This window comes from Lysobacter firmicutimachus, assembly GCF_037027445.1.
Taxonomy (GTDB): Bacteria; Pseudomonadota; Gammaproteobacteria; order Xanthomonadales; family Xanthomonadaceae; genus Lysobacter; species Lysobacter firmicutimachus.
Window position 1 is genome coordinate 1,922,423 of record NZ_JBANDL010000002.1, and the last position, 25,268, is coordinate 1,947,690.

General features: G+C 69.9%; 26 protein-coding genes and 1 tRNA gene. 14 read left to right on the forward strand and 13 right to left on the reverse strand.

The features are described from left to right. The first annotated feature begins 23 nt into the window (after positions 1–23). The 3 genes from V2J18_RS08455 to V2J18_RS08465 all read left to right on the forward strand — a co-directional run bounded on the left by V2J18_RS08455 (position 24) and on the right by V2J18_RS08465 (position 1,322). The gene (locus V2J18_RS08455) at positions 24–419 is read left to right on the forward strand and encodes a VOC family protein (RefSeq protein ID WP_336131540.1); all 396 of its coding nucleotides are present in this window, start codon (positions 24–26) and stop codon (positions 417–419) included. A 165-nt stretch (positions 420–584) separates the two neighbouring features. Next, entirely contained in the window at positions 585–833 is a 249-nt protein-coding gene (locus V2J18_RS08460) for a hypothetical protein (protein ID WP_064746834.1), read from the forward strand. A 105-nt stretch (positions 834–938) separates the two neighbouring features. Beyond that, positions 939–1,322, forward strand: coding sequence for a nuclear transport factor 2 family protein (locus V2J18_RS08465; protein ID WP_064746836.1), 384 nt, complete (start codon positions 939–941; stop codon positions 1,320–1,322). Positions 1,323–1,377: 55 nt separating this feature from the next. Here the strand turns inward: V2J18_RS08465 and V2J18_RS08470 are convergent, their stop codons facing one another. The 7 genes from V2J18_RS08470 to rnd form a co-directional block, all read right to left on the reverse strand. After that, positions 1,378–1,962 carry a hypothetical protein gene (locus V2J18_RS08470; RefSeq protein WP_336131541.1) on the reverse strand — a complete coding sequence of 195 codons (585 nt, stop codon included), beginning with the start codon at positions 1,960–1,962 and terminating at the stop codon, positions 1,378–1,380. Positions 1,963–1,979: 17 nt separating this feature from the next. Continuing rightward, a complete protein-coding gene (locus V2J18_RS08475; protein ID WP_336131542.1) occupies positions 1,980–2,384 on the reverse strand; it encodes a hypothetical protein in 405 nt (134 codons plus the stop codon). Positions 2,385–2,454: 70 nt separating this feature from the next. Continuing rightward, positions 2,455–2,718, reverse strand: a complete 264-nt coding sequence (locus V2J18_RS08480; RefSeq protein WP_141233358.1) for a hypothetical protein — start codon at positions 2,716–2,718, stop codon at positions 2,455–2,457. Between the two features lie 151 nt (positions 2,719–2,869). Next, positions 2,870–3,562 (reverse strand): hypothetical protein, encoded by a 693-nt coding sequence (locus tag V2J18_RS08485; RefSeq protein ID WP_336131543.1) that lies wholly within the window; start codon positions 3,560–3,562, stop codon positions 2,870–2,872. After that, on the reverse strand, positions 3,559–4,002 hold the full coding sequence (locus tag V2J18_RS08490) for a hypothetical protein (RefSeq protein ID WP_336131544.1): 444 nt from the start codon (positions 4,000–4,002) through the stop codon (positions 3,559–3,561). Before V2J18_RS08490 ends, V2J18_RS08485 begins: the two co-directional genes overlap by 4 nt. Positions 4,003–4,373: 371 nt before the next feature. After that, a tRNA-Ala gene (locus V2J18_RS08495) sits at positions 4,374–4,449 on the reverse strand. 40 nt (positions 4,450–4,489) lie between these two features. Then, complete coding sequence (gene rnd / locus V2J18_RS08500; protein ID WP_064746845.1) at positions 4,490–5,593, reverse strand: ribonuclease D; 1,104 nt, start codon at positions 5,591–5,593, stop codon at positions 4,490–4,492. 143 nt (positions 5,594–5,736) lie between these two features. Here rnd and V2J18_RS08505 point away from each other — a divergent pair, with 143 nt between their 5' ends. Further along, a complete protein-coding gene (locus V2J18_RS08505; protein ID WP_261370016.1) occupies positions 5,737–7,623 on the forward strand; it encodes a formylglycine-generating enzyme family protein in 1,887 nt (628 codons plus the stop codon). Between the two features lie 128 nt (positions 7,624–7,751). Continuing rightward, the gene (locus tag V2J18_RS08510) at positions 7,752–8,672 is read left to right on the forward strand and encodes a M48 family metallopeptidase (protein WP_064746846.1); all 921 of its coding nucleotides are present in this window, start codon (positions 7,752–7,754) and stop codon (positions 8,670–8,672) included. Between the two features lie 208 nt (positions 8,673–8,880). On the opposite strand, the gene phbB (V2J18_RS08515) is transcribed toward V2J18_RS08510, so the two are convergent. The 4 genes from phbB (V2J18_RS08515) to gluQRS form a co-directional block, all read right to left on the reverse strand. After that, a complete protein-coding gene (gene phbB, locus V2J18_RS08515; RefSeq protein WP_336131545.1) occupies positions 8,881–9,621 on the reverse strand; it encodes an acetoacetyl-CoA reductase in 741 nt (246 codons plus the stop codon). Between the two features lie 112 nt (positions 9,622–9,733). Then, positions 9,734–10,219, reverse strand: a complete 486-nt coding sequence (gene phaR / locus V2J18_RS08520; protein ID WP_064746848.1) for a polyhydroxyalkanoate synthesis repressor PhaR — start codon at positions 10,217–10,219, stop codon at positions 9,734–9,736. A gap of 166 nt (positions 10,220–10,385) precedes the next feature. Next, complete coding sequence (gene phbB, locus V2J18_RS08525; RefSeq protein WP_064746849.1) at positions 10,386–11,126, reverse strand: acetoacetyl-CoA reductase; 741 nt, start codon at positions 11,124–11,126, stop codon at positions 10,386–10,388. 42 nt (positions 11,127–11,168) lie between these two features. Further along, positions 11,169–12,038: a tRNA glutamyl-Q(34) synthetase GluQRS gene (gluQRS, locus tag V2J18_RS08530; RefSeq protein ID WP_064746889.1), complete on the reverse strand. Its 870-nt coding sequence runs from the start codon at positions 12,036–12,038 to the stop codon at positions 11,169–11,171. A 267-nt stretch (positions 12,039–12,305) separates the two neighbouring features. Between gluQRS and htpX the strand changes: the two genes are divergently transcribed. Then, complete coding sequence (gene htpX, locus V2J18_RS08535; protein ID WP_064746850.1) at positions 12,306–13,220, forward strand: protease HtpX; 915 nt, start codon at positions 12,306–12,308, stop codon at positions 13,218–13,220. Positions 13,221–13,445: 225 nt separating this feature from the next. On the opposite strand, the gene V2J18_RS08540 is transcribed toward htpX, so the two are convergent. Beyond that, positions 13,446–15,539 carry an EAL domain-containing response regulator gene (locus V2J18_RS08540; RefSeq protein WP_336131546.1) on the reverse strand — a complete coding sequence of 698 codons (2,094 nt, stop codon included), beginning with the start codon at positions 15,537–15,539 and terminating at the stop codon, positions 13,446–13,448. A gap of 177 nt (positions 15,540–15,716) precedes the next feature. Then, positions 15,717–16,742, reverse strand: coding sequence for an EF-P beta-lysylation protein EpmB (gene epmB, locus V2J18_RS08545; RefSeq protein WP_064746852.1), 1,026 nt, complete (start codon positions 16,740–16,742; stop codon positions 15,717–15,719). 196 nt (positions 16,743–16,938) lie between these two features. Between epmB and efp the strand changes: the two genes are divergently transcribed. From efp to V2J18_RS08585, 8 genes are all read left to right on the forward strand, one after another. Next, positions 16,939–17,505, forward strand: a complete 567-nt coding sequence (efp, locus tag V2J18_RS08550) for an elongation factor P (RefSeq protein WP_064746853.1) — start codon at positions 16,939–16,941, stop codon at positions 17,503–17,505. Between the two features lie 277 nt (positions 17,506–17,782). After that, complete coding sequence (locus V2J18_RS08555) at positions 17,783–19,117, forward strand: TRZ/ATZ family hydrolase (protein ID WP_064746854.1); 1,335 nt, start codon at positions 17,783–17,785, stop codon at positions 19,115–19,117. A 150-nt stretch (positions 19,118–19,267) separates the two neighbouring features. Then, a complete protein-coding gene (gene ubiG / locus V2J18_RS08560) occupies positions 19,268–20,035 on the forward strand; it encodes a bifunctional 2-polyprenyl-6-hydroxyphenol methylase/3-demethylubiquinol 3-O-methyltransferase UbiG (protein WP_064746855.1) in 768 nt (255 codons plus the stop codon). After that, entirely contained in the window at positions 20,032–20,724 is a 693-nt protein-coding gene (locus V2J18_RS08565; protein ID WP_064746856.1) for a phosphoglycolate phosphatase, read from the forward strand. The genes ubiG and V2J18_RS08565 overlap by 4 nt, the downstream gene beginning before the upstream one ends. Beyond that, positions 20,721–21,458 (forward strand): isoprenoid biosynthesis enzyme family protein, encoded by a 738-nt coding sequence (locus tag V2J18_RS08570; RefSeq protein ID WP_075575013.1) that lies wholly within the window; start codon positions 20,721–20,723, stop codon positions 21,456–21,458. The genes V2J18_RS08565 and V2J18_RS08570 overlap by 4 nt, the downstream gene beginning before the upstream one ends. An 88-nt stretch (positions 21,459–21,546) precedes the next feature. Next, positions 21,547–22,485, forward strand: coding sequence for a GTP cyclohydrolase FolE2 (folE2, locus tag V2J18_RS08575; RefSeq protein WP_064746858.1), 939 nt, complete (start codon positions 21,547–21,549; stop codon positions 22,483–22,485). Between the two features lie 200 nt (positions 22,486–22,685). Then, the gene (locus tag V2J18_RS08580) at positions 22,686–24,407 is read left to right on the forward strand and encodes a GGDEF domain-containing protein (protein ID WP_064746859.1); all 1,722 of its coding nucleotides are present in this window, start codon (positions 22,686–22,688) and stop codon (positions 24,405–24,407) included. Then, positions 24,404–25,252, forward strand: a complete 849-nt coding sequence (locus tag V2J18_RS08585; RefSeq protein ID WP_336131547.1) for a hypothetical protein — start codon at positions 24,404–24,406, stop codon at positions 25,250–25,252. The genes V2J18_RS08580 and V2J18_RS08585 overlap by 4 nt, the downstream gene beginning before the upstream one ends. The last annotated feature ends 16 nt before the right edge of the window (positions 25,253–25,268 follow it).

Sequence of the window (25,268 nt, forward strand, 5' to 3'; positions counted from 1 at the left end):
TTGCCGCCGCGAGGAGACGATCCATGCCCACCCAAGCGCGCCCCTTCCTGATGTTCACCGGCCGGGCCGAGGAGGCGATGACCCGCTATGTCTCGCTGTTCACCGATGGCCGCGTGCTCGAAGTGAACCGCTACGGCGCCGAGGGCCCTGGGCCCGAAGGCTCGGTGATGGTCGCGCGCTTCCGTATCGCCGGTCTCGAAGTCATGTGCAGCGACAGTTACGTGCAGCATGCTTTCGGCTTCACGCCGTCGATGTCGCTGTTCGTGGATTGCCGCAGCGAGGAGGAAGTCGACGCCCTGGCCGCCCTACTGAGCGAGGGCGGCTCGGTGTTGATGCCGCTGGACGACTACGGTTTCAGCCGTCGCTTCGCTTGGGTCGCCGACTGTTTCGGCGTGTCCTGGCAACTCAATCTGCCTTGAATCGGTACGAAGCGACGACCCGCCGCCACGGCGCCGGCAATGTGATTTGTGCGGGGTACTGGACGCGGCCGTTTGGACCCCGCGGCACCCGCAGGTAGGATGGATGCCAATGCAGGTCCGGATTTTCGCCCGCGTAGGCGAAGGCGGGCGAATACCGAGGGCGTCATGGTCGATCGCGAACGTCGCAACAGCGACAAGAAACTCAACGCCGCCGAGCTGCGCGCCGGATTGACGCCGGCGCAACTGGACGCTCTGACGACATTGGAGTTCTTTCGCTGGGAACTGCGCTTCGTGCGCCGGCCGCTGTTTCAAGACCCGATTCCGGTGGTGTTCAACCGCGACGGCAAGCGCTATGCCGTGCTCGAGCCCGACGGCAGCCTCAACGAGAACCCGGGCTTCAAGATCCGCGACTGAGCCGCTTGCCGGCGCCGCAGGCGCGTTGCAAGATCGGAGCGTGACCGCATCGCGACCGCGCTCGCTGCTTGCGACGGCATTCGTTTCCCTCCCGGATGCAATCCCATGGACGCCGCCCAGGCCCGCGCCCTGATCGAACGCTATATCGCCGCCTACAACGCCTTCGACATCGACGGGATGCTCGCGACCCTGGCGCCGCAGCTGCGGTTCGAGAACTGGAGCGGCGGCCAGCTGACCGCCGAGGCCGACGGCATCGAAGCGTTTCGTGTGTTGGCCGAGCAGGGCGCCCAGTTGTTCGCGCAGCGCGAGCAGCGCGTGCTCGACCTGCGCCTGGACAGCGCCCGCGCCGAAGCCGACATCGGCTATCGCGGCCGGCTGGCGCTGGACCTGCCCGGCGGCCCGCCGGCCGGCACGGTGCTGGAACTGCAGGGCACCAGCGAGTTCGGCTTCGCCGACGGCCGCATCGCCCGCATCGTCGACCGCAGTTGAGCTGAGGGGCCCCGTCCGGCGTGTCCGCCATCGGGATGGCGGGGCGTGGCTTCGTCTAGTTCGCGTGCGCGTCCCCGCTCATTGCCGCCAACAGCCGGAGCAAGCCGGGCTTCAGGATTACCGACGGCATTCGTCCTTGGGGGGGCGTGCCGGTTGGCGTAGGCGCGGGCGCTTGCCGGAGCCCGTCGAACATCGTGCAGTAATGGCGTACCTCGCCGCGTCTGTCGGTGTAGGGCGGATGCATCGCCAAGCATTTGTCCAGGGCCGATTCGCGTTGCGCGGCGGCCAGGACGGCGGGATCCCTTTCGGCCATGACGCCCAGAAGGCCGATGTAGCCCATCGACAGCATTCCTTCGTCTCGGGTCTCGATGCGCGTGAGCAAGCGGGCCGCCATCGCGGGAGTTCGCTCGGTCACGTAGCGTTGCGGAAATCCGATGTTGGGCGGATGCGAAGTGCCCATATTGCAGGCCACCAGATCCAGCAGTTCCTCATCGTCCAGTTCGCCCAACCGGGTGGCCAGCTCCTGTTCGTCCAGGTCCCAGGTGTTGGGCAGTCCGTAGCAGTTGGGTTCGGCCCAGCGCGGCGGAGCGCAGGCCGCCGCCAGGGCGGTCAGAAGCAGTATCGGCAGGAGTCTGGGCATGCGGCCGAATGTCTGGATCAAGCCGACCCGAGAAGCGGCATCGGCGGGGCGGGGTGTTTCTCTTTCGAGCCCCCGGGCCGATCCGGCGCGCAGACCAGATGAACGACGTCCGACGAGCGTTCGTACCGTCCCCAGGGCAGGACCAGATAGCGCTTTATATGCCAAGACCCGTGCAGGTCGAGCGGTACCATGTAGTCAGTCTCCACCAGGAACGGCCCTGCGACTGTTGCGGACACCATGTCGCGCGTCATCGCGACGGGGGCGCCTCTCATGTCCCTTCCGCGGATGCCTTTGCGTTGCAGGTCCTGAAACGTGTCGTCGACGCAGGCGTCCAGGCTTTGCCACGCCGTGAGATAGCCGGCGCCGAGGACGAGCAGGCAAACCGTCGCCACGCCGAGCAGGGTCTTTTTCCAAATGGTCACGCGGCGCTCCTTAGTTCCTCGAACGGGCACGTCGCTGCACGGCTCCGGCTGGCACGGTCATCACGGCGCATCACGGCGCGGTCGGCTCGACCTCTTCCGCCTCCACCCCGAATTCCATCTCCATGGCGATCCGTACCAAGGCCGGAAAAGCGAACCAGTACTGTCGCCTCACCGCGTCCTTGACGAAATCTTCGCCGAACATCTCGCAGTAATGACGTTGCTCCCATGGGGCCAGCCTGTCCCGATCTGCACGGAGCAGCGCGATCCTGTGCTTGAGCATCAGACGGCGGAAATCGCCGACATTGCCTATGCCGACAGCGGAAAGCTCCGTCACCAACTCATCGTACGGCGCATTTCCGTAATCGTTCCGCCGCGGGAATATCTTGGATAGGACGGCATGTATCGACGCTGCCGTCAGTGGGCGCTGATGGATCCTTTTGCGGGCCGATATTCGTCTCATGGCGTTCTATCGCGTCAAGGCGGCTTTACTGGAACGAATTGTCGGGCGCCGGCCGCTTGGGCGGCAAACAGTCGTGACCGCGGCTGACGATACTGCCCGCCAGCTGATAGCACTCGAACAGCTGGCGATCATTGCGGTAGCCGGAATACACCAGGAAGGATATGGCGCCGCCTCGCTGAGCCTGGCGGACCCGGCTGGGGGCGCCGGGCAGCCGGCCCAGGCGTATTGCCGCAACCGGGCCGTCGCCGGTACGGGCAAGGCGATAGACGTAGCCCTCATTGGCCGAAAGGTGGGCCAGTCCGGTAAAGACGAAGACGCCTTCCGGGTTTTCGACGATTCCATGGACGTTCTCGTTCAGCACCGTCTCCAGGTCGCCGTCGGCGTCCTGAAATACGAGCTTGCCGATCCATTCCCCGGCATTGGTTCCCGAGAGGCGGCCGCCGAAGGCCTCGAGCGTGTGGTCCGCGACCACGGCCCGATGTCGCCGCTCTGGCGCGGGCGCGGACTGCTCGGCGGAACAGCCGCAAACCAGGATCGACGCGGCGAGCAACAGCGCCAGACTGTGTTTGAACATCAGTCGCCGCAAGTCTGTGATCACGCCTATGCCCAGCGCGAAAAATTCCGTCGCCACGAACGACGCATCTCCCTGGCCGTATCGCCGAGGAAGGCCGCTGGACGCATTGCGGTAGATTCTGCCACGCGCGGACATTCGCCTCATGGCGTTCCATCGCTTTGCAATCGGGCCTGGCCGGCTGCATCGCTATGCCCGTCGGTCTGGATGGATCGCCTGGCCTTGCCGGCGATCCAGGCGCCCGCCGCGGCCAGTATCGCGGCGGCGATGGCCAGCCAGCAGCCGAAGGTGAATTGCAGCCATACGGTAACGGCCGCTGGGACATAGATTGCGGCGAATACGGCGCAACAAACGGCTGCCAGGACAGGGCGGCGCAAGAGTAGGACCGCCGAAAGGACCCCGATCAAGCCGGAGCCCACCCAAAGCGCGTGGCCGATCGGGGGAGCGGCACGGAAGCTGCGAATGGCTGGAAACTGGTCGGGCAGCATGTCGAGGGCCAAACCCAGGCCGGTGGCGAGCGGGCCGAAGGAAAGCAGGGCGACCAGGGCGGCGGCAAGTTTTGAAACGACGGGAGAGCGGAAATTCATAGCGGCTCAGTCCTTGGCTGGGCGTTCCGCGAAGCGGCTTCGGTTCGAATGAATGTTCCGCTAGCCACGCGCGACGGAACGGACCAAGACGATATTTGCGCAGTCTTCTCTTTCCAGCACTCATCCAGCGCTCGGGATGTCGAGCATGATGCCCTCGCCGAATTCGGACTTGCACCCGAACGGGCGGTACAGCGGATGACGACCAGCAGGCGGGTCGATCGATGGGGGCTTGATCGTCGATCTTGAACCAAAGCCATGCCCTGTCCGCGCCCGTCCAACGCGAACGGCGCCTGCGGGCTTCCGCCGGGCGTAGCGGCCTGAATCGTCCAGGCGAAAAAAAACCGACGAAGCATCGTCGGTTTTTTAGGACTTGGTGGAGCGGAGGAGGATCGAACTCCCGACCTTCGCATTGCGAACGCGACGCTCTCCCAGCTGAGCTACCGCCCCAAGTCAGGATGGGAAGTCTAACGGGGACGGACGCGTCGCGCTAGTCCCTGTTCGCGAGCAGGGGCGCCAGGGCCGGTTCCAGGGCGCTGCGGCGCCAGCCGGACAAGGCCTCCGGCCAGATGCCGTGGTCGAGCAGGGCTTCCAGCCAACGGCGCGAGGCGAGCACGCCGTCGGGCAGGCCGAGCGCGGCGCTGCGTTGGGCGACGGCGTCCTGCAATTGGCGCAGGCGCTGCTTGTCGCGGGTCTCGGCGACGGCGGCGTCGGGGGCCTGGTCTTCGTCGGCCAGCGGCGTCGACAGTGCGGTCCAGATCGCGTCGGCGAGCTTGCGCGGGGCCTTGGGGTGCGCGTCGAGCAGGCGCTGCAGGGCGTCGCGGTCGCTCGGGGCCTGCTTGGCCAGGGTCGCGGCGAGTTCGTTGTCGAGGATCCAACTGCGCGGCTTGTCGCTGTCGCGCGCGTAGCCGTCGCGCCAGCGCAGCAGGCGCAGCAGGCGGCGCTGCGCGGCGGCGTCGAGGAACTGGGCGCTGCGCATCGACAGGTGCGGCCAGCGCTCGGGCGCTTCGTTCTCGGCGTTGGCAACGGTGCGGGCGGCGTCCTCGGCCAGCCAGTCGCGGCGGCCGAGTTGGCCGAGCAGGCCGTCGAGGGCGTCGTGCATGGCGAACAGATGGCGCACGTCGTCGGCGGCGTACTCCAACTGCGAAGGCGAGAGCGGGCGACGCAGCCAGTCGGAGCGGGTCTCGCCCTTGGCCAGGGTCACGCCGGTGAGTTGTTCGACCAGTTTCTGGTAGCCCAGGCCGCCGCCGATGCCGGCCAGGGCCGCGGCTTGCTGGGTGTCGAACAGCGGCTTGGGCACCACGCCGCAAGCGCGCTTGAACGCGACCAGGTCTTCGCTGGGGCTGTGGGCGATCTTGAGGATGGCGGTGTCGGCCAGGATCGGCGCCAGCGCCTCGGCGATGCCCGGGCGCAGCGGGTCGATCAACAGGATGACCGGCTCGGCCTCGGCTTCGCGCTCGATCGCGATCTGCACCAGGGCCAGCTGCGGCCAATACGTGCGTTCGCGGATGAATTCGGTGTCCAGCCCGATCCGAGCGGGCTTGGGGTCGAAGTGCGCGAGCAGCGCGGCGGGCGTGGTGATCCAGTGGGGCATGAGTCGTCGTTCGGGGCGCGGCGGCCGGTGCGGTGCCGGGGCGGGCGACAATAGCCTACTTTCCGCGCCGGGGCGCGAAGCGCGACCGCCGGCACGCTCGGCGGGGCTGGCACGGGCGCCGCGGCGGCGGGAACGCGGGCTGCGTGGCGGGGTCGAAGCGCTATGCTGGGGCGGTCCTGGTCGGCGAGGTCGTGGGTTTGCGCGCATTGGTGGGTTCGGGCATCGCGGTGTTGGCGCTGCTGGTCGGGTGCTCCGACCGGGACGGCAAGACGTCCGCGCCGCCGGCCGCGACGCGCGCACCGATCATTACCGTCAGCGCCGATCAGGCCGTGTCGCCGGTGCCGGCCTGGCGCGCGCCGGCGGTCGCGGTCGACGCTGGCAATGCCGCGGCGCTGCGCAAGCGCGCTGCCGCCGCCCTGAGCGAGGGGGATTTGTACGCCAGCGCCGACTCGGCGATCCCGATCTATCTGGCCCTGCGCGAGTTCGCGCCGACCGACCGCCCGGTCGCGGTCGGCCTGGACCGGGCGGTGGCGCTGTTGCTGATGGAAGGCGAGGCCGCGCTCAAGCGCATCGACGATGAGCCGCTGGCCTTGCGCGAGGCGCACCAGGCCGCGGCGGTGGCGCGCGCGGTCGCGCCGGAGCATCGCAAGGTCGAGGCCTATCTGGAGCGGCTGGATCGCGCCGACGAAGCGCAGGAGGCCAATCGGCTCGGCGAGGTCGAGCTCAATGCCGGGCGCATCGGCGAAAGCGGGCAGGGCGGCGCGCTGGCGCGGTTCCGCGAGGCCTTGGAGCTGCGGCCCGGCGACGTGCGCGCGGCGCAGGGCATCGCCGCGGCCGAAAGCGCGCTGATCCGGCGCGCCGAGGTAGCGGCCGACCGCGACGATTACGCCGGCGCCGAGCGTTGGCTGGCCGCCGCGGCGCAGGTGCGGCCGAAGCTGGACACCGCCGCCGACGCCCAGGGCCGGATCGCGGCGCAGCGCCGCGCCCGCATCGGCCATCTGCGCGACGCCGGCATCGCCGCCCTGCCCAAGCTCGGCGGCATCGACGAGGCCCGCGGCAATCTGGCGACCTTGCTGCGCATCGCTCCGGCCGGCGATCCGGCGGCGATCGAGTTGCGCGAGCGGATCGAATTGGCGACCCACTACGGTTTGTTCCGCCCCGGCCAAGTGTTCACCGATGCGATGAATCTGGGCGGGCGCGGCCCGGCGATGGTGGTGATCCCGCATGGCGCGTTCCGGATGGGCGCCGACGCGGTCGAATCCGGTTCGAGCGATGCCGAGCGGCCGCTGCGCACGATCCGTTTCGACCGCGGCCTGGCGGTGTCGCGCTACGAGATCACCGTCGGCGAGTTCCGCCGCTTCATGAACGCCAGCAAGCACCGCCCGCGCGCCAACCGGCGCGGGTATTCCATCGCCTACGACGAACGCAGCGGCAACCTGGTCCGGCGCGGCGGGGTCGACTGGCGCTCCGACTATGCCGGCCGGCCCGCGGCCGACAACATGCCGGTGGTGCACGTCAGCGCCAAGGATGCGGTGGCCTATACCGAGTGGTTGTCGGCGATCACCGGCCAGCGTTACCGGCTGCCGAGCGAGGCCGAGTTCGAGTACGCCTTGCGCGCCGGCACCCAGGGCCGTTTCCCCTGGGGGGACGGGCCGCCGCCGGCGCGGGCCGGCAACCTGACCGGCAGCCTCGACGCCTCGCCCAGCGGCCGGCAGTGGCGCAACGCCTTCGACCGCTACGGCGACGGCGCCTGGGGGCCGGCTCCGGTCGGCCGCTACGCGCCGAATGCATTCGGTCTTCACGACATGGCCGGCAATGTCAGCGAGTGGGTGGCCGATTGCTGGCACGACAACTACCGGCGCGCGCCCCGCGACGGCGCGGCCTGGTTCAATCCGGGCTGCCGCACGCGGGTGTTCCGCGGGCCGTCGTGGTCGAGTTCGCCGGCGCAGTCGCGCGCGGCCTGGCGCCAGGGCACCAGCGCCGACACCACCAACGGCCGCCTCGGGTTCCGGGTGGTGCGGGAGATTTGACCGGCGCCGGTCGCGCGGCATGATGGCGCGATCGTCGTCGGCGATGGGGGCGGGCGGCGCGCGAGCGCCGCACGGCCGGTCAGCAACGAAGCGGGCGCGGGCCCGCAGGCAGTTTCGGGAGTAGGCAGATGCGGATCGATCCTATGGGCGGCGCGAGCCGCGGGCAGCGGCGCGGGTTCGGCGGGTTCCGCTGGTGGATCCTGGCCCTGTTCGCGGTCTATGCGGCATGGCAGTGGTTCGGCAGCGCCAAGACCGATCCCTACACCGGCGAGAAGGCGCACTACGGCACCACCGCCGACGAGGAAGTGCAGCTCGGCGCGCAGGCCTTCCAGCAGGTGCTGGGCGACGCCAATGCCCAGCGTGCGCTGTTGCCGGCGAACGCGCCGGAAAGCCAGGCGGTGCGCGAGATCGCCCAGCGCCTGATCGGCAAGGTGCCGCAGGTCGCCGAATCGCTGGCGGCGGCCAACCAGCAGACCGCGCCGACCGATTACCGCAGCTTCCAGTGGGACGTGGCGGTGATCGATTCGCAGGAAGCCAACGCCTTCTGTCTGCCCGGCGGCAAGATGGCGGTCTACACCGGCCTGCTGCCGGTGACCCAGAACGCCGACGCGTTGGCGGTGGTGATGGGGCACGAGATCGCCCACGCCCTGCTGCGCCACGGCTCGCAGCGCATGGCCCAGCAGAAGCTGGTGCAGATGGGCCAGATCGCCACCGGCATGGCAGTGGGCGGCATGGACCCGCAACAGCAGCAGATGATCATGGGCGCGCTCGGCGCCGGTGCCCAGTACGGGCTGATCCTGCCCTACGGGCGCAACCACGAGACCCAGGCCGACCAGGTCGGACTGATGCTGGCGGCGGCGGCCTGCTACGACCCGCGCCAGGCGGTACCGCTGTGGGAGCGCATGTCCCAGCTCGGCGGCGGCCAACGCCCGCCGGAGTTCGCCTCGACCCACCCGGACCCGGCCAACCGCATCCAGAGCCTGCAAGCGCTGATGCCGCGCGCGCTGCAGTTCTACCAGGCGAACTGTGCGAACCGGCCGTTGCGGTGAGCCTGAGGTAGCAGCAACGGCGACAGCAACTCCTCCTGGCCCCCTTTTTCGCAAGGGAAGAACAGCGAAGGCTAACCACAGAAAGAAAAAGCCCGCCGGTCGGCGGGCTTTTTCGTTGCGCGTGCGGCCTCGTCGTGCGTTGGAAGGAGGTCGGCATCGAACGGCCCGGCTTCGGCCTTTACCAATCCCCCATCCCTAATCCCCGCGTTCAGAAACTTATGAACAAGCCGCCGTTGACCGGAATATTGGCGCCGGTGATGAAACCGGCGTCGTCGGCGGTCAGGAATTCGACGGTGCGGGCGATTTCGCTGGGCTTGCCGAGGCGGCCGACCGGGACGGCGTCGATGATGCGGCTGCGGATGTCCGCGGGCACCGCCATCACCATCGCGGTTTCGCAGTAGCCGGGCGAGACCGAGTTGACCGTGACGCCCTTGCGCGCCACTTCGCGCGCCAAGGCCATGGTGAAGCCGTGCATGCCGGCCTTGGCCGCGGAGTAGTTGGTCTGGCCGAACTGGCCGGTCTGGCCGTTGACCGAGCTGATGTTGACGATGCGGCCGAAGCCGCGCTCGGCCATGCCGTCCACCGCGTGCCGGCACAGGTTGAACACGCCGTCGAGGTTGACGTCCATGACCTCGTCCCAGGCCCGCTTGTCCATCTTGCGCAGGCTGCCGTCGCGGGTGATGCCGGCGGCGTTGACCAGGATGTCGACCGAGCCTTCGCGTTCGAGGATGCGGCCGATCGCCGCGCCGCAGTCGTCGTAATCGGCGACGTTGGCGGCTTCGAAGCCCACGTCCAGGCCTTCGGTCAGGCGGCCGAACTCGGCGATGCGCTCTTCGCGCGAGCCCAGGTCGAGGGCGATCACGCGCCGGCCGGCGCGGGCGAGGGACTTGCAGATCTCGCTGCCGAGACCGCCGATACCGCCGCTGACGACGGCGATGCGCTTGTGCATGGGAACTCCGGAACGGGATGCCGGGCGCGGCGGGGTCACGCGCCCGCGAACCGCCCGCGGGCGGTCGCGATCGTGCTGGGCGCGCCGGCGGCGCGCAAGAAAAAAGCGCGGCTCAACGCTCGCGCTTGTCGGTCTTGTTCCGCGGCGTGGTCGGTTGGCCTACGCTGCCGGACAGGTTCTGCTGGAACTCTTTCCACAGGCTGAGGTTGCGCTCGGTGAGCTGATTCATCATCGCCCACGGGGTCTGGCCGAGCATGCCGCCCATCTGGTTGCGGAACTGCTGCTGCTGGTCCAGGAACAACTGCATCGAGCGTTCTAGGTAGTTGCCCATGAAGCCCTGCAGCGAGTCGCCGTAGAAGCGGATGATTTGGCTGAGCAACTGGGTCGACAGCACCGGTTCGCCGTCCTGCTCGTGCTCGGCGATGATCTGCAGCAGCACCTGGCGGGTCAGGTCTTCGCCCGAGCGCGCATCGCGCACTTCGAACTCCTCGCCGTCGACGATGAGCTGGCGCACGTCTTCGATGGTGATGTAGCTGGAGATCTCGGTGTCGTAGAGACGACGGTTGGGGTACTTCTTGATGACGCGGGTCGAGGCCATGGAGCTTTGGCTCTAAAACGTGGTGCCTTGCAGCATGGCTCAGGCCGCGAGGGCTTGCAACAGGGTCGGCACAATGAGCGCGACGGGCGGTCGGAACCGCCGCCGGACGCGGCGCCGTCCGGCCTGCGCACCGGAGACCTGAACAGGTCTCCGGCGGCGAACCGGTTTACCAGCCCATGTACTGACCGCCGTTGGCGGACAGGTTGGCGCCGGTGATCCAGCCGGCTTCGTCGGGAATGAAGAAGCCGACCGCGTAGGCGATCTCTTCCGGCGTGCCCAGGCGCCCGGTCGGGATCTGGGCGATGATCTTGTTGCGCACGTCCTCCGGCACGGCCATGACCATGTCGGTGCCGATGTAGCCCGGCGACACGGTGTTGACGGTGATCCCGAACTTGGCGTTTTCCTGCGCCAGCGAGATGGTGAAGCCGTGCATGCCGGCCTTGGCCGCGGCGTAGTTGGCCTGGCCGTACTGGCCCTTCTGGCCGTTGATCGAGCTGATCTGCACGATCCGGCCCCACTTGCGATCGCGCATGCCCTCGATCACCGGGCGGGTGACGTTGAAGCAGGAATTGAGGTTGGTGCCGATCACGTCGGTCCACTGCTGCGCCGTCATGCGGTGGAAGGTGGCGTCGCGGGTGATGCCGGCGTTGTTGACCAGGATGTCGATCGGGCCGAGTTGGCGCTCGACCTCGCGCACCAGCGCTTCGGCCTGCTCCGGCGAGGACACGTCGCCCTGGGCGATGGCCACGTCGAAGCCCTGTTCCTTCAACTGCGCCTGCCAGGCGCGGCCCTTGGCTTCGTCTCGATAGTTGGTCGCGACCTTGTGCCCCATCTTGGCGAGGCGTTGGACGATCGAGGTGCCGATGCCACCGGTGCCGCCGGTGACCAGTGCAACGCGTGACTGCATGCTGTGCTCTCCATGACCGCGCAGCGCGGTATCGGCCCGATTCTAGACAGCATTCGGGGCCGGCGTGTTGTGCACAGCAGCGAGGGTCTCAGCACATTTTGGAATCTGTGCCGGACTGAACGAAACCCTGGCCTGGTCGAGCAATTGCGTGACAGTCGCTACCGCGGCCAGGGGCTCGGGGTCCTGGCCGAGCGCGTGCCAGGCGGCACGCAATGCGGGCAGCGGGTCGGACGGGTCCAGCGGCTGCGCAGCGTCGGACTTGGACAGCTTGCGTCCCTGCGCGTCGAGCAGCAGCGGCAGGTGGGCGTAGCGCGGCGTCGGCAGGCGCAGGGCGCGCTGTAGCAGGATCTGGCGCGCGGTCGAGTCGAGCAGGTCGGCGCCGCGGACCACGTCGGTGATGCCCTGGTCGGCGTCGTCCACCACCACCGCGAGCTGGTAGGCCCAGTAGCCGTCGGCGCGGCGCAGGACGAAATCGCCGACCTCGGCGGCTACGTCCTGGCGCTGCGGGCCGAGCACGGCGTCGTCGAAGCCCACCGTGGCGCCGTCGGCCACGCGCAGTCGCACCGCCGCTTGCGGCGCGGCGCGCCCGGGTTCGCGCGCGGCGGCGAGGCAGCGGCGGTGGATGCCGCCGGCGGCGGCCAGGTCGCTGCGGCTGCAGCGGCATGCGAAGGCCAGCCCGCGTGCGAGCAACTGGTCCAGGGCGGCGCGGTAGAGCTCGCCGCGCTCGCTCTGGCGCCGCACCGGCTCGTCGCTCTCCAGGCCGAACGCGGCCAAGGCGCGCAGCTGGCGTTCGGCGGCGCCGGGAACTTCGCGCGGCGGATCGAGGTCTTCGATACGCACCAGCCAGGCGCCGCGGTGGTGGCGCGCGAGCAGCCAGCTGCCGAACGCCGCCAGCAGCGAACCCGGATGCAGGTCGCCGGTGGGCGAGGGCGCGAAGCGGCCGCGGTAAGGCGCGGGCGCGGCCGCGCCGGGGCTGGCCGGGCCCCCGGCATGCTCGGGTGGGAACGAAGGATGTCCGGACAATGAACGAGCGCTCGGGCGACGGCGGGGACGATACGGATTCTCGTTGAATTAACGGCGGGTTCGCCACATTTGAGGACGAGCGGCGGCGACGCCGCACCGACAGGGAGGTCGCCCGAAGCCGCGCATGGTGCGCGGCAACCAAAGCAAAGTACGACCATGTTCAAACGCATAGCGCTGTTCCTCGCCACCAACCTGGCCGTGCTGATCCTGCTCGGCGTCGTCATGTCGGTGCTGCAGAACGTATTCGGCATCCGCCTGGGCAACAACGGCGCGATCCTGGTGATGGCCGCGGTGTTCGGTTTCGGCGGCTCGCTGATTTCGCTGCTGATGTCGAAGTGGATCGCCAAGCGGACCACCGGCGCCTACGTGATCGAGCAGCCGCGCAACGCCGAGGAGCGCTGGCTGGTCGAGACCGTGCGCCGCCAGGCCGAGGCGGCCGGCATCGGCATGCCTGAGGTGGCGATCTACCAAGCGCCGGAAATCAATGCCTTCGCCACCGGCGCCAACCGCAACGACGCGCTGGTCGCGGTGTCGACCGGGTTGCTGGGCGCGATGACCAAGGACGAGGCCGAGGCGGTGCTTGCCCACGAGGTCAGCCACGTCGCCAACGGCGACATGGTGACCATGGCCCTGATCCAGGGCGTGCTCAACACCTTCGTGCTGTTCGCCGCGCGCATCGTCGGCGGCTGGATCGACGCCATGCTCAACGGCGGCCGCGAATCGCGCGGGCCGGGCGTGTTCTATTTCGTCGTGGTGATGGTGCTGGACGTGGTGTTCGGCATCCTGGCCAGCATGATCGCCATGGCGTTCTCGCGTTACCGCGAATTCCGCGCCGACGCCGGCGGTGCCCGCCTGGCCGGACGCGAGAAGATGATCGCCGCGCTCAAGCGCCTGTCGCTGACCTACGGCGAGAGCACCCTGCCGAACCAGGTCCAGGCCTTCGGCATCAGCGGCGCGGTCGGCCACGGCCTGTCCAAGCTGCTGCGCAGCCACCCGCCGCTGGAGGAGCGCATCCAGGCGCTGATCGACGCGCCGCAGGAGCGGTCGAGCGGTCGGACCGTGGTGCGTTGAGCGAAGGGCGGGGAAAGGCAAGAGCACATCCCGCTGGCCCCTTTGCAACGCTGGGGCAGCGAAGGCGGCTCCGCCAACGGCCGGGTTTCTAGAGCCATCGGCCGCCGCCGCCCGACTACGATGAAACAACAAAAAACCCGCCAGACGGCGGGTTTTTTGTTGCTCGCAGGCCCCGGCTTTCTTAGCCCTTCCCGAATCCCGAATCCCGAATCCCGAATCCCAGCCTCACTGGAAGTCGTAATCCATCTCCGGCCCCGCCGCGGCCAGGAAGTGCCCCTGGGCGTAGTCGATGCCGGCGCCGAACAGCAGGCTCATGCTGGCCGCGTCCTGGACGAACTCGGCGATGGTCTGCTTGCCCAGCTCGCGCGCCTTGTCGGCGATGTCGCGGACGCGCTGCTGGTGGTCGGGGTTGCCGGTCAGGTCTTCGATGTAGCCGCGGTCGATCTTGAGGAACGCGGCGTCGAAGTGGTTGAGCAGCTGGAACGAGTTGAGGCCGGCGCCGAACTGCTCCAGGCCGATGCGCACGCCGTAAGGGGCGATGCGCGCCTGCAGTTCCTGCGCCGCGCGCAGGTTGGTGAACACCTTGGACTCGGGCAGCTGCAGCACCAGCAGCTTGCCGTCGGCGCCGTACTTGGCCAACTGTTCGACGATGTGCTGCTGCAGGCTTTCGTCCTGCAGCGAGGCCTGGGTGATCTTGACCAGCAAGGTGGTGCGGCGGCCCTGGCGCATGCGCTCGCCGATGATCTGGATCGCCTTGCCGACCACCCAGCGGTCGATCTCCCACAGCAGGCCGTGTTCCTCGGCGATCTGCAGGAACGACAGCGGCTGCACCAGCTCGCCGCCGGCTTCGCCCGGGGCCGCGCTCTGCATGCGCAGATAGGCCTCGTACATCTCGATCGGCTCGCCGTGCAGATTGATCAGCGGCTGGTAGTTCATGACGAAGCGATCGGCGTCGAGCGCGTCGCGGATGCGCGTGACCCAGGCGGCGATGCGCTCTTCCTCGGCGCGGTCGACCGCGCCGGGGTCGAACAGCTCGCTGCGGTTGCCGCCGACGTCGCTGGCCGACTGCAGGCATTGGCTGGCCTTGCCGAGCACGGCGGTGATGCTGGCGATCTTCTCGCCGATCTGCACGCCGCCGAGGCTGGCGGTGGCGCTCAACGCCAGCGGGCCGGCCTCCAGCACCTGGTCGGCGAACGCGGCGCGGATGCGCTCGGCCAGCGCCGCGGTGTGGCTGTGGTCGCTGTGCCGGGTCAGCACCGCGAACTGGTGCTCGGCGAAGCGCGCGACCACGTCCTCGGCGCCGATCGCGGTGCGCAGGCGTTCGCCGCAGGCGGCGATGAGCTGGTCGGCCTGGTCCAGGCCGATTTCCTGCAGCAACTGGTTGTAGTGGTCGGGCTCGATCAGCAGCAGGCCGTGGTGGGCCGAGTTCTGCGCCGCATCGGACACCGCGTCTTCCAGCGCGCGCAGGAAAGTGGCGCGGTTGAGCAGGCCGGTGACCTGGTCGCGCTGGCGCAGCGCTTCGACTTCGCGCGCCAGTTCCGGGTCGACTTCCTGCCGGCGCAGCACCACTTGCAGGCAGTGCTCGCCCTCGTAGGTGGCGGGGGTGAACTCCATCACCGCCGGGAAGGCGTTGCCGTCCAGGGTGCGGGCCTGGGTCTCGTAGCTCGGCGGCGGCGGTTCGCCCTTGCTGAGCTGCTTGAGCAATTGCTTGAAGCCGTCGACCTGGCCGGGCGCGACCAGATCCAGCAGCGACATGCCTTCGATCTCTTCGAAGGACTCGAAGCCGAACATCTCCAGGTACGCCGTATTGGCGCGGATGTGCATGCCTTCGTGGATGTAGGCGATCGGGTCGCGCGAGGAATCGATCAGCGCGTCGCAGCGGCGCTCGGTCTCGCGCACCTGGGCTTCGAGCCGGCGCAGCGAGCGGCGCGCTTCCAGGTCGGCCCATTCGGCGCGCACCGCGTTCTGCAGATGCGCCAGATTGGAGCGCAGCACCACGCCGCGCGCGCCGATTTCCAGCGCGCCGAGCAGGATGGCGTCGTCGACGGTGTCGGTCAGCACCAGCACCGGCAGGTCCTTGCCGCTGGCGTCGACGCTCTGCATCAGCTTGGACAGGGCGACGTTGCGCGAATCGCGCGAAGCCAGGACCAGGTCCGGCGGATGCTGCAGGATCAGGGCCGCGACTTCCTGTTCGTTTTCCGGCCGCGTCGGCCGTACTGCGATGCCGCTGTTGCGCAGGCCGCTGACGATGGCCTCGGCCGCCTCGACGCTGTCGTCGACGATCAGCAGGCGCAATACCATGTCTTTGCCGAATTGCATTGACCACCTCCGTGGGCCGGGTTTATGACATGAAGGACCGGCCTCGTCCATGCAAGGTCGAAAATCTGTGACCTGTTGTTGGGTTCGATCCGCCGCGACCTGACAGGGCCGGCGCATGGCGGCGCCGGTCTGCGGTTTCGCGTCGTTCCCCGATCAAACCCCGACCAGATTACAACCTTACAACGGTCGCTTGCCGGGATCGCCTGCCACTTCTCGCACCAGCTTGGGCACCAGGTAGCCGGAGATGCGCGCGGCCAGGGCGCGGTGCAGGGCCAGGGCGCGTTCGTCGGCGACCTCGAAATGGGCCGAGCCCTGGACCCGGTCGAGCTGGTGCAGGTAATAGGGCAGCACGCCGGCGGCATAGCTGCGTTCGCTGAGCGCGGCCAGGGCGTCGACGTCGTCGTTGACGCCGCGCAGCAATACCGCCTGATTGAGCAAGGTGGCGCCGGCGGCGCGCAGCCGGCCCATGGCGGCGTCGACCGAGGCGTCGAATTCGGCGGCGTGGTTGGCGTGCAGCACCACCGCGACCGGCCAGGGCAGTCCGCGCAGCCAGGCGACCAGCTCGGCGTCGACGCGCTCGGGCAGGACCATCGGCAGGCGGGTGTGCACGCGCAGGCGGCGGAGGTGCGGAATCGCGGCCAGGGCCTGGGTCAGCTCGGCCAGCTTGGGGGTGGCCAGCGACCAGGGGTCGCCGCCGGACAGGATCACCTCGTCGATGCCGGCGTCGGCGGCGATCGCCGCCACCGCCTCGCGCCAGCCGGCCGCGGCCGCGGTTTCCTCGGCATAAGGGAAGTGGCGGCGGAAGCAGTAGCGGCAGTGGATCGCGCAACTGCCGGTGGCGATCAGCAGGGCGCGGCCGCGGTACTTGCGGATCACGCCGTGGCCGGCCTTGGCCGCGCCGTCGCCGACCGCGTCCAGGCTGAAGCCGGGCATGGGCCGCATTTCCTCGTCCAGCGGCAGCACTTGGCGCAGCAGCGGGTCGGCCGGGTCGCCGTGGCGCATGCGGGCGACGAAGCCGCGCGGGACCCGCAGCGGAAACTGCGCCGCCGCCTCGTCCGACAGGCCCAGCGCCGCCTCGTCCAGGCCGAGCAGGGACAACAGCTCGCGCGGATCGCGCAGGGCCTCGCGCCAGGCCGCCTGCCAGCGGGCGCCGGGGCGGTCGGGGGCGGGCGGCTGCATCGGGGCCGGGGCTGCGGTTATCATGTCGGGCTGGTTCGGGTGGCCGGATCTGCCGGCGCCGGCCCGGGCCGTAGGCCGGGGCGGGCGCGCAGCCCGACATTCTAGCCTTACCCGCCCGATCGCGTTCCCGAGCGGCGCACCGTGGCGACGTGGCCGAGCGCCGGCCTGCCGCAGCGCGGGGCGCCGCCTCATTACTTTCCAAATTCGCAGGAGCTTCAGCATGGCCAGCTTAGGCATGAACGACGTCAAGACCGGACAGAAGATCCTGGTCAACAACGACCCGTGCATCATCACCGAGACCGAATACGTCAAGCCGGGCAAGGGCCAGGCCTTCACCCGCGTCAAGTACCGCAGCATCAAGTCGGGCCGCGTGGTCGAAATGACCATGAAGGCCACCGACAGCGTCGAACAGGCCGACGTGGTCGACACCGACATGCAGTACCTGTATTCGGACGGCGAGTACTGGCACTTCATGAACCAGGAGTCGTTCGAGCAGGTCCAGGCCGACAAGGCCGGCATGGGCGGCGCGGAGAAGTGGCTCAAGGGCGAGGAAGAATGCGTGGTGACGCTGTGGAACGGCGTGCCGATCGCGGTCCAGCCGCCGAACTTCGTCGAGCTGAAGATCACCGAGACCGATCCGGGCGTGCGTGGCGATACCTCGGGCGGCGGCGGCAAGCCGGCGACCCTGGAAACCGGTGCGGTGGTGCGCGTGCCGCTGTTCGTCGGCCAGGAAGAAGTGATCAAGGTCGACACCCGCTCGGGCGAGTACGTCAGCCGAGTGAAGTAAGCCGGTCCGTTCCGCGGCCGCCGCCGGCGGTCGCGGGCGGCCGCGCAAGTCCCGCCGCCGGCCGCGCCTGCGGCGCGGTTTGCCGGCATTGCCGCTTTCGCCGCCGCCTGCGCGGCGCGGGCGAGGGCGGCGCACAATGCCTTGCGGCGACGCCGCGGCGCTGCGATGCGCAGCGTGCCCGACGCCACGACCCGTACGCGGACGGCGACCCCGGCCGCGTTTTCGCAATACCCGGCCGACCCGGCCCCGGGCGGTCCGACCCTCCGAGCGAGCGCAGATGACGACCGAAGCCCAAGCCATTCCCTGCGACCTGTTGATCGAAGCGGGCTGGGTGGTGCCGGTCGAGCCGCATGCGGTGGTGCTGGAAGCCCACGCCGTCGCGGTGCGCGGCAGCCGGATTCTCGAGGTCCTGCCGGTCGCCGAAGCGCGGGCGCGCTACGCACCGGCGGAAACCGTTTCGCGGCCCGACGCGGCGCTGATCCCGGGGCTGGTCAACGCCCACACCCACAACCCGATGACCCTGCTGCGCGGCATCGCCGACGATATGCCGCTGATGGAGTGGCTGCAGGGCCATATCTGGCCGGTCGAGGCGGCGGTGATCGGGCCGCAGTTCGTCGAGGACGGCATCGCCCTGGCGATCGCCGAGATGCTGCGCGGCGGCACCACCTGCGCCAACGAGAACTACTTCTTCCCCGACGTGCAAGCCGCGGTGTACAAGCGCCACGGCTTCCGCGCCCGGGTCGGCCTGCCGGTGATCGATTTCCCGACCGCCTGGGCCAAGAGTTCGGACGAATATTTCGACCGCGCCGGCGAAGTGCACGATCTGTGGCGCGACGATCCGCTGGTCGCGACCGCGTTTGCGCCGCATGCGCCGTACACGGTCAGCGATGCGAACTTCGAGCGCATCCGCATGCTCGCCGACCAGCTCGACCTGCCGATCCACCTGCACACCCACGAGACGGCGCAGGAAGTCGTCGACTCGATCAAGCTGCACGGCCAGCGCCCGATCGCGCGCCTGGACCGCCTCGGCCTGATCAGCGACCGCCTGATCGCGGTGCACATGACCCAGCTCACCGACGCCGAGATCGAGCTGTGCGCGCAGCGCGGAGTCAGCGTGGTGCATTGCCCGGAATCCAACCTCAAGCTGGCTTCGGGCTTCTGCCCGGCGTGCAAGCTCGAGCGCGCCGGGGTCAACCTGGCGATCGGCACCGACGGCTGCGCCAGCAACAACGACCTGGACATGTTCGGCGAGACCCGCACCGCGGCGCTGCTGGCCAAGGCCGTGGCCGACGACGCCAAGGCGCTGGACGCGTTCCGCGCCCTGCGCGCGGCGACCCTCGGCGGCGCGCGCGCGCTCGGCTACGAGAGCCGGATCGGCACCATCGAAGCGGGCAAGCAGGCCGACCTGGTCTGCGTCGATCTGTCGCAGCTGGAGACCCAGCCGCTGCACCATGTGGTCTCGCAGCTGATCTACGCGACCGGGCGGCATCAGGTCAGCGACGTCTGGATCGCAGGCCGCGCCAAGCTGCGCGAGCGCGTGCTGGTCGACATCGACGTCGCCGGCCTGCTCGCCAACGCGCGCCAGTGGCGCGAACGCATCGCCGCGATTTGAACCTGCGGCGCTCGCGCGGCGTTAACACCGCGGCGCGGGCGCTTGGCCACACTAAGCGACGGCGGCGCCGCTTCGGCGCCGCCCGACCGGCGAGGACGCGAACCGCGCCCGCGCCGCCATCGACCGGCGACGGTCCGAACGGTAGACACCATGAGCGCTCACAGCACCGCCCCCCAATCCGGCGACACCGGCGACACGGCCTCCGCAGGCGGCGAAAACTTCAGCCAGGCCGAGTTGGACAAGTTCGGCGCCCTTGCCAATCGTTGGTGGGACCCGCAGGGACCGCAGAAGCCGCTGCACGCGATGAACCCGGCGCGGCTGGGCTATGTCGCCCAGCGCGTGGAATTGCGCGAGGCGCAGGTGCTCGACGTCGGTTGCGGCGGCGGCCTGCTCAGCGAGGCCCTGGCCGCGTCCGGCGCGCAGGTGATCGCGATCGACCTGGCGCCGGAGCTGATCAAGGTCGCCAAGCTGCACCGGCTGGAAACCGGCGTTGCGGTCGACTACCGGCTGCAGTCGGTGGAAACCCTGGCCGAGCAAATGCCGGCGCAGTTCGACGCGGTCACCTGCATGGAAATGCTCGAGCACGTGCCCGATCCGGCGGCGATCGTTCGCGCCTGCGCCAAGCTGCTCAAGCCCGGCGGGCGCCTGTTCCTGTCCACTCTCAACCGCACCCCGGCGGCGTTCGCGCTGGCCATCGTCGGCGCCGAATACGTGGCCCGGGTGCTGCCCAAGGGCACTCATCAGTACCGCGATTTCATCAAGCCCTCCGAGCTGGCGGGTTGGCTGCGCGAGGCCGACCTGCAGCTGGAAGACGTCAGCGGCCTGATGTACGAACCCTGGCGCAACGCGGCGCGGGTGATCTCGCGCACCGACATCAACTACCTGGCCTGCGCGCGCAAGCCCGAGGACGCGGCATGAGTGCGGCCGCGGCGGCCGTCGCAGCGTTTCCGAAGGCGGCCTTGTTCGATCTCGACGGCACCTTGCTCGACAGCGCGCCGGACATGCTCGCGGTGGCCAACCGCATGCGCGCCGCGCGCGGCGTCGGCCCGATGCCGCTCGATGCGCTGCGTCCGCACGTGTCCAAGGGCGCGCGCGCCATGCTCGGCGCGGCGTTTCCGGAACTGGACGCCGAGGGGCGCGACGCGCGGGTGCGCGAGTTCCTCGACCTGTACGAAGTCGAGCTCGGCCTGCACGGCGCGCCGTTCGCCGGCGTCGAGGCGATGCTCGGCCAGCTCGAGGCGGCCGGCTGCGTATGGGGCATCGTCACCAACAAGCCCGAGTACCTGGCGCGCAAGCTGATGCCCCTGCTGGGCTGGGAAACCCGCTGCGCGGTGCTGATCGGCGGCGACACCCTGGCCGCGCGCAAGCCCGATCCGCTGCCGCTGACCGTGGCGGCCGAACGCATCGGCATGACCGCGGCGGATTGCGTCTACGTCGGCGACGACGAACGCGACATCCTCGCCGCTCGCGCCGCCGGCATGCCCTCGGTGGCCGCGCTGTGGGGCTACCGGCTTGACCACGACGACCCGCTGTCCTGGCAGGCCGACGCGATGATCGAGGCGCCGGCGCAATTGCTCGCCGCCGACGCATGGCCGGCGACGCGATGAGCGCCGCCGGCGAGGCCGACGAGCAGGCCCTGCACGAATTCGCCGGCAAATGGCGCGCGCGCTGGCCGGAGTGGTCGGTGGCCGAGGTGTTCGTGCCGCGCGCCGAGCGTGCCACCGCGCTGGCCTGGGCCGCGCTGCAGCAAGAGCTGACCGATGCCGCCTGGGGCGGCAGCGACGCCGCGCCGGGCGAGGCCAAGCTCGGCTGGTGGATGGAAGAACTGCAGGGCTGGACCCAGGGGCGGCGACGCCATCCGCTGGGCCTGGCCCTGCAAAGGCGCCCGGCGCCGTGGGCGGCGCTGGCGGCGGCCCTGCCGGGCCTGCGCGACAGTCGCGAGCGGCCCGGCGACCGCGGCGAGGCCTACGACGCCTTGCGCCCGCTGGCCGAGGCCGCGGCCGCGATCGATGCGGTCCTGTTCGAGCCGGTGCCCGGCCAGTTGCCGGTCGCCGCGGTACCGGCGATCCAGGCCGCCCTGCTGGAGGCGCGCCTGCTGCTGCAGGGCGACGCCGCCGTGCCGCTGAGCGTGGTCGCGCGGGCCCTGGCGCGCCCGGGCGAGGGCGCCGCGGCGGAATGGGGCCGGGAACTGCTGGCGCAATGGCCCCACGGCGGCGGCGCCACGGTGCCGCGACGGCTGTGGACGGCCCTGGCCCGGACCCGCCTGCAGCGCGGCGATGCGGCCCGCCCGCTGTCGCCGTGGACGGCGTTGCTGGCGGCCTGGCGCGGGGCCCGCAACTGAGCGTTGCAGGGCCGGGGCCGGGCCGGCCGTCCCCAGCCGCTAGAATGGCGGCGTTGCGTTCCCCCCACGCGCCCCCATTTCAGCCGTCGTGAACCCTCCCAACGCTCCTGCGCTCAAGCCCGTTTTGCCCGATGTCGCCTTCGACGCCGCCGCCGCGGCGCGGCCGCTCGACTGGGTGGGCATGTCCAATATCGCCTTGCCGCTGCGGATCGCCGCCGGCGACGGCAGCGTCATCCAGGTGCCGGCCTCGGTCGACGTCTCGGTCGATCTGCGCGATCCCGACGCGCGCGGCATCCACATGTCGCGCATGTACCTGCATCTGCAGCACGCCTTCGCCAGCGAGACGGTGACCCCGGCCGGCCTGCGCCGCGCCCTGCAAAGCCTGATCGACGGCCAGGGCGGGCTGTCCGGCGCCGCGCGCCTGAGCCTGCGTTACGAACAACTGCTGCTGCGTCCGGCGCTGGCCAGCCAGAACGCCGGCTGGAAGCGCTATCCGGTCGAGATCGACGCGCGTCTGATCGACGGTCACCTGCACCTGGGACTGCGTTTCGCGGTCGAGTACTCCAGCACGTGTCCGGCTTCGGCGGCGTTGTCGCGCCAGCTCAATGCAGCGCGTTTCGCCGCCGATTTCGCTGCCGCGCATCCCTTGTCGACCGCGGTGGTGAGCGACTGGCTGGCCTCCGAACGCGGTCTGGCCGCGACGCCGCACGCGCAGCGCAGCCGCGCCGACATCCGGGTCGAGTTGCGTCCGGCATTCGACGAACTGCCGCTGGTGGCGTTGATCGACGCGATCGAGCAGGCGCTCGGCACGCCGGTGCAGACCGCGGTCAAGCGCGAAGACGAACAAGCCTTCGCCAAGCTCAACGCCGAAAACCTGATGTTCTGCGAAGACGCCGCGCGCCGGGTCGCCGCGGCGCTGTCGCGCGATGCGCGCATCGAACGCTTCGACGCCGAAGTGGCGCATTTCGAAAGCCTGCACGCGCACGATGCGGTGGCGCGGGTGACAGGGCAGGGCGCGCGCGACTGAACGCGCGCCTGATTCGCGCCGGCATCCGTCGGCGGTAACGAACTGCATATTTGAGGCGCGTACCGCGCTTCCTCGCATGCCAATGTGCCGAGGCGTGTTACAGCGCACAGATTGACAGGCCAAATCGTGACGCTACCCACCCCCGGCGCGCGCGCCGCATCGGCTATGCTCGGGTCATTGGATCAGTGACCGGATGGGGCATGGGGAAACCCTGGCGTCGGGGCTGGCAGACCCTGTGGGCTCTGCTGGCGATGTGGGTGGCGGCGATCGCGTCGGCGCAATCCCCGGGGCTGTCCTCGTCCGACCGTCCGGCCTTCCGTGCGCCTGCGTTCAGCCTCGCCCGGCTGGCCCAGGACCCCGTGCCGGCGCGCGTGCTAGCCGGCGAGTTCGACGGCGCCTTCGAGGCCGTGTCCGGCAGCGAGATCGCCGCGCCGCGGCGACAGCCGATCTGGTGGCGGATCAGGGTGCTCGGCGAATTGAGCGCCGATGCCGCGCCGCAACTGGTGGTCAGCCGGCCGTACCGGCGCGAGGTCGAGCTGTGGCGCCCGGGCGACGCCGTGCCGCTGCGCCGCTCGATCTACGGGCCCGACACCGACTTCGATCATTCCACCCGCTTCGTGGTGTTTCCGCTGCCGCAGGGACTGCGCCAGGGCGATGTGCTGTACCTGCGTCTGATGACAGTCGACGTGCTGCCGTCCAAGGTGACGATCCAGCCGCTGGCCGAGGTCCATCGCGAGGACATGCTGCACGTCGGTCTGCGCAGCGTGGTGCTGACCGCGATGGGCGTGGCTGCGGTGCTGGCGTTCGGGTTCTGGGCCGGCCTGCGCGAGCGCGGCTACGCCTACCTCGGCCTGACCCTGGTGCTGCAGATCCTGACCCTGACCGCCGACGGCGGCGAGATGCGCGCGGTGCCGTGGTTGAGCGAGATCGCTCCGGACGGGCGCACCAACGTCGTGCTCAACACCGCCGCGGTGCTGGCCAGCATCCGTTTCCTGATCTTCTTCCTCGGCCTGCGCACCACCCAGCCGCGGGTCGCGCGCATCCTCGACTACTGCAGTATTTCCCTGGGCGCGCTGCTGGTGGTGTCGGTGTTCCGCACCTGGAAGCACAGTGCGCTGTACGGCAATCTCAACTTGTTGGTGGTGATCGCGCTGGTGCTGTACTGCACCGCGGTCGCGACCTGGCGCCGGCAACGCGAGGCCTATTTCCTGTTGCTGGCCTGGACCCCGCTGATGGCGCTGCTGGTGGTGCTGGTCGGCGCCAATCACCAGTGGTGGCCGGAATACGCCTGGCTCGAGTACGCCTTCCCGGTCGGCCTGGCCCTGGGCGGGCTCGGCCTGCTGCTGGGCCTGACCTCGAAACTGCAGCAGTTGCGCCGCGACCGCGACACCGCCAACCGGCTCGCCACCTACGACAGCCTGACCGGGGCCATGACCCGTGCGGCGATCTCGCAAAGCCTGCGCGGCGCGGTCGACAGTGCGCATCGCTCGCACCGGCCGCTGTCGGTGGTGTTCTTCGACATCGACCACTTCAAGCGGATCAACGACGAGCACGGCCACCGGGTCGGCGACGAAACCCTGCGCATCGTCTCGCTGCGTACCCGCAACCGCCTGCGCGCCTACGACCTGTTCGGCCGCTACGGCGGCGACGAGGTGTTGGTTGTGCTGGCCGACACGCAACTGCGCGATGCGGTGCGGGTCGCCGAGCATCTGCGCGAGTCGGTCAGCGGCAGCCCGCTGTCGATCGACGGCCGCCTGTTGCCGGTCAGCCTGAGCCTGGGCGTGGCCGAGCTGTTGCCCGGCGAGACGCCGGAGCAGTTGCTCGAGCGCGCGGACGCCGCGCTGTACGCCAGCAAGTCGGCCGGGCGCGACCGGGTCACCGGGCATGCCACCGAGCCGGTCGAGACCGAGGCGGTGTCGTGAACCCGGAGCGCCGCCGGCCGGCCTCGTGCGCGCCGGCGCAGTTGCGCACCGGCGACGTATTGTTGCTGCGCCATCGCAACGAACTGGCGCGGTTGTACGCCTGGCTCGGCGACAGCGACTACGACCACGCGGTACTGGTCGGCCGCGCCGGCTGCCTGATCGAACTGTGCGCCGACGGCGTGGTCGAGCCGGCACTGGCCGAGCGCCTGGCCGATCCGGACCTGAGCGCTGCCGAAGCGCGGCGGCCGCAGCAGGCCGGGGGCGAAGCGGCGCAGGATACCGACCGCATCGCGGTACTCGCGCATGCGCTGTCGCTGCGCAAGCCGGCGCATGCCGGCGACCCGTTGCGCGCGCTCGGCGTGCTGGCCGCGCTGCGCGAGCGCGACTGGCCGGCGCAGCCGGGCCTGCGTCGGGTGCTGTACGAAGCCTTGCGCCGGGTCGCCGAGACCGGCGCGGAAGCGATGACGGCGAGCGAATTCGTCTATCGCTGCCTGGCCGAGAATCCGGTCCATGCACGCGACCGTTCGGTATGGCGATTGCCGCCGGTGCCGTCGCGGATGCGCCCCTGCCCGGACCTGGACGAGGCGGCGCTGTGGGCCCGGATCGAACCCTGGCTGTCGGCGGCGCGCCGCCGCGGCTGGGCCGAGGCCAAGGCGGAGGCGGACATCGGCGAGGCCGCGTTCGCAGTGGCGCTGGCCCAGGCCCGCGCCCGCCTGGGCCTGATCGCGACCGGGGCCGGCTTGCTGGCGGCCGGACCGCGGGTCGCCAATCCGAAATGGCTACGTCTGCGCGAACTGGAGCTGTCGCCTTCGTTGCCGGCACTGGGCGCGTTGCTGGCGGGCTGAGCGCTCGCGCTGCTCA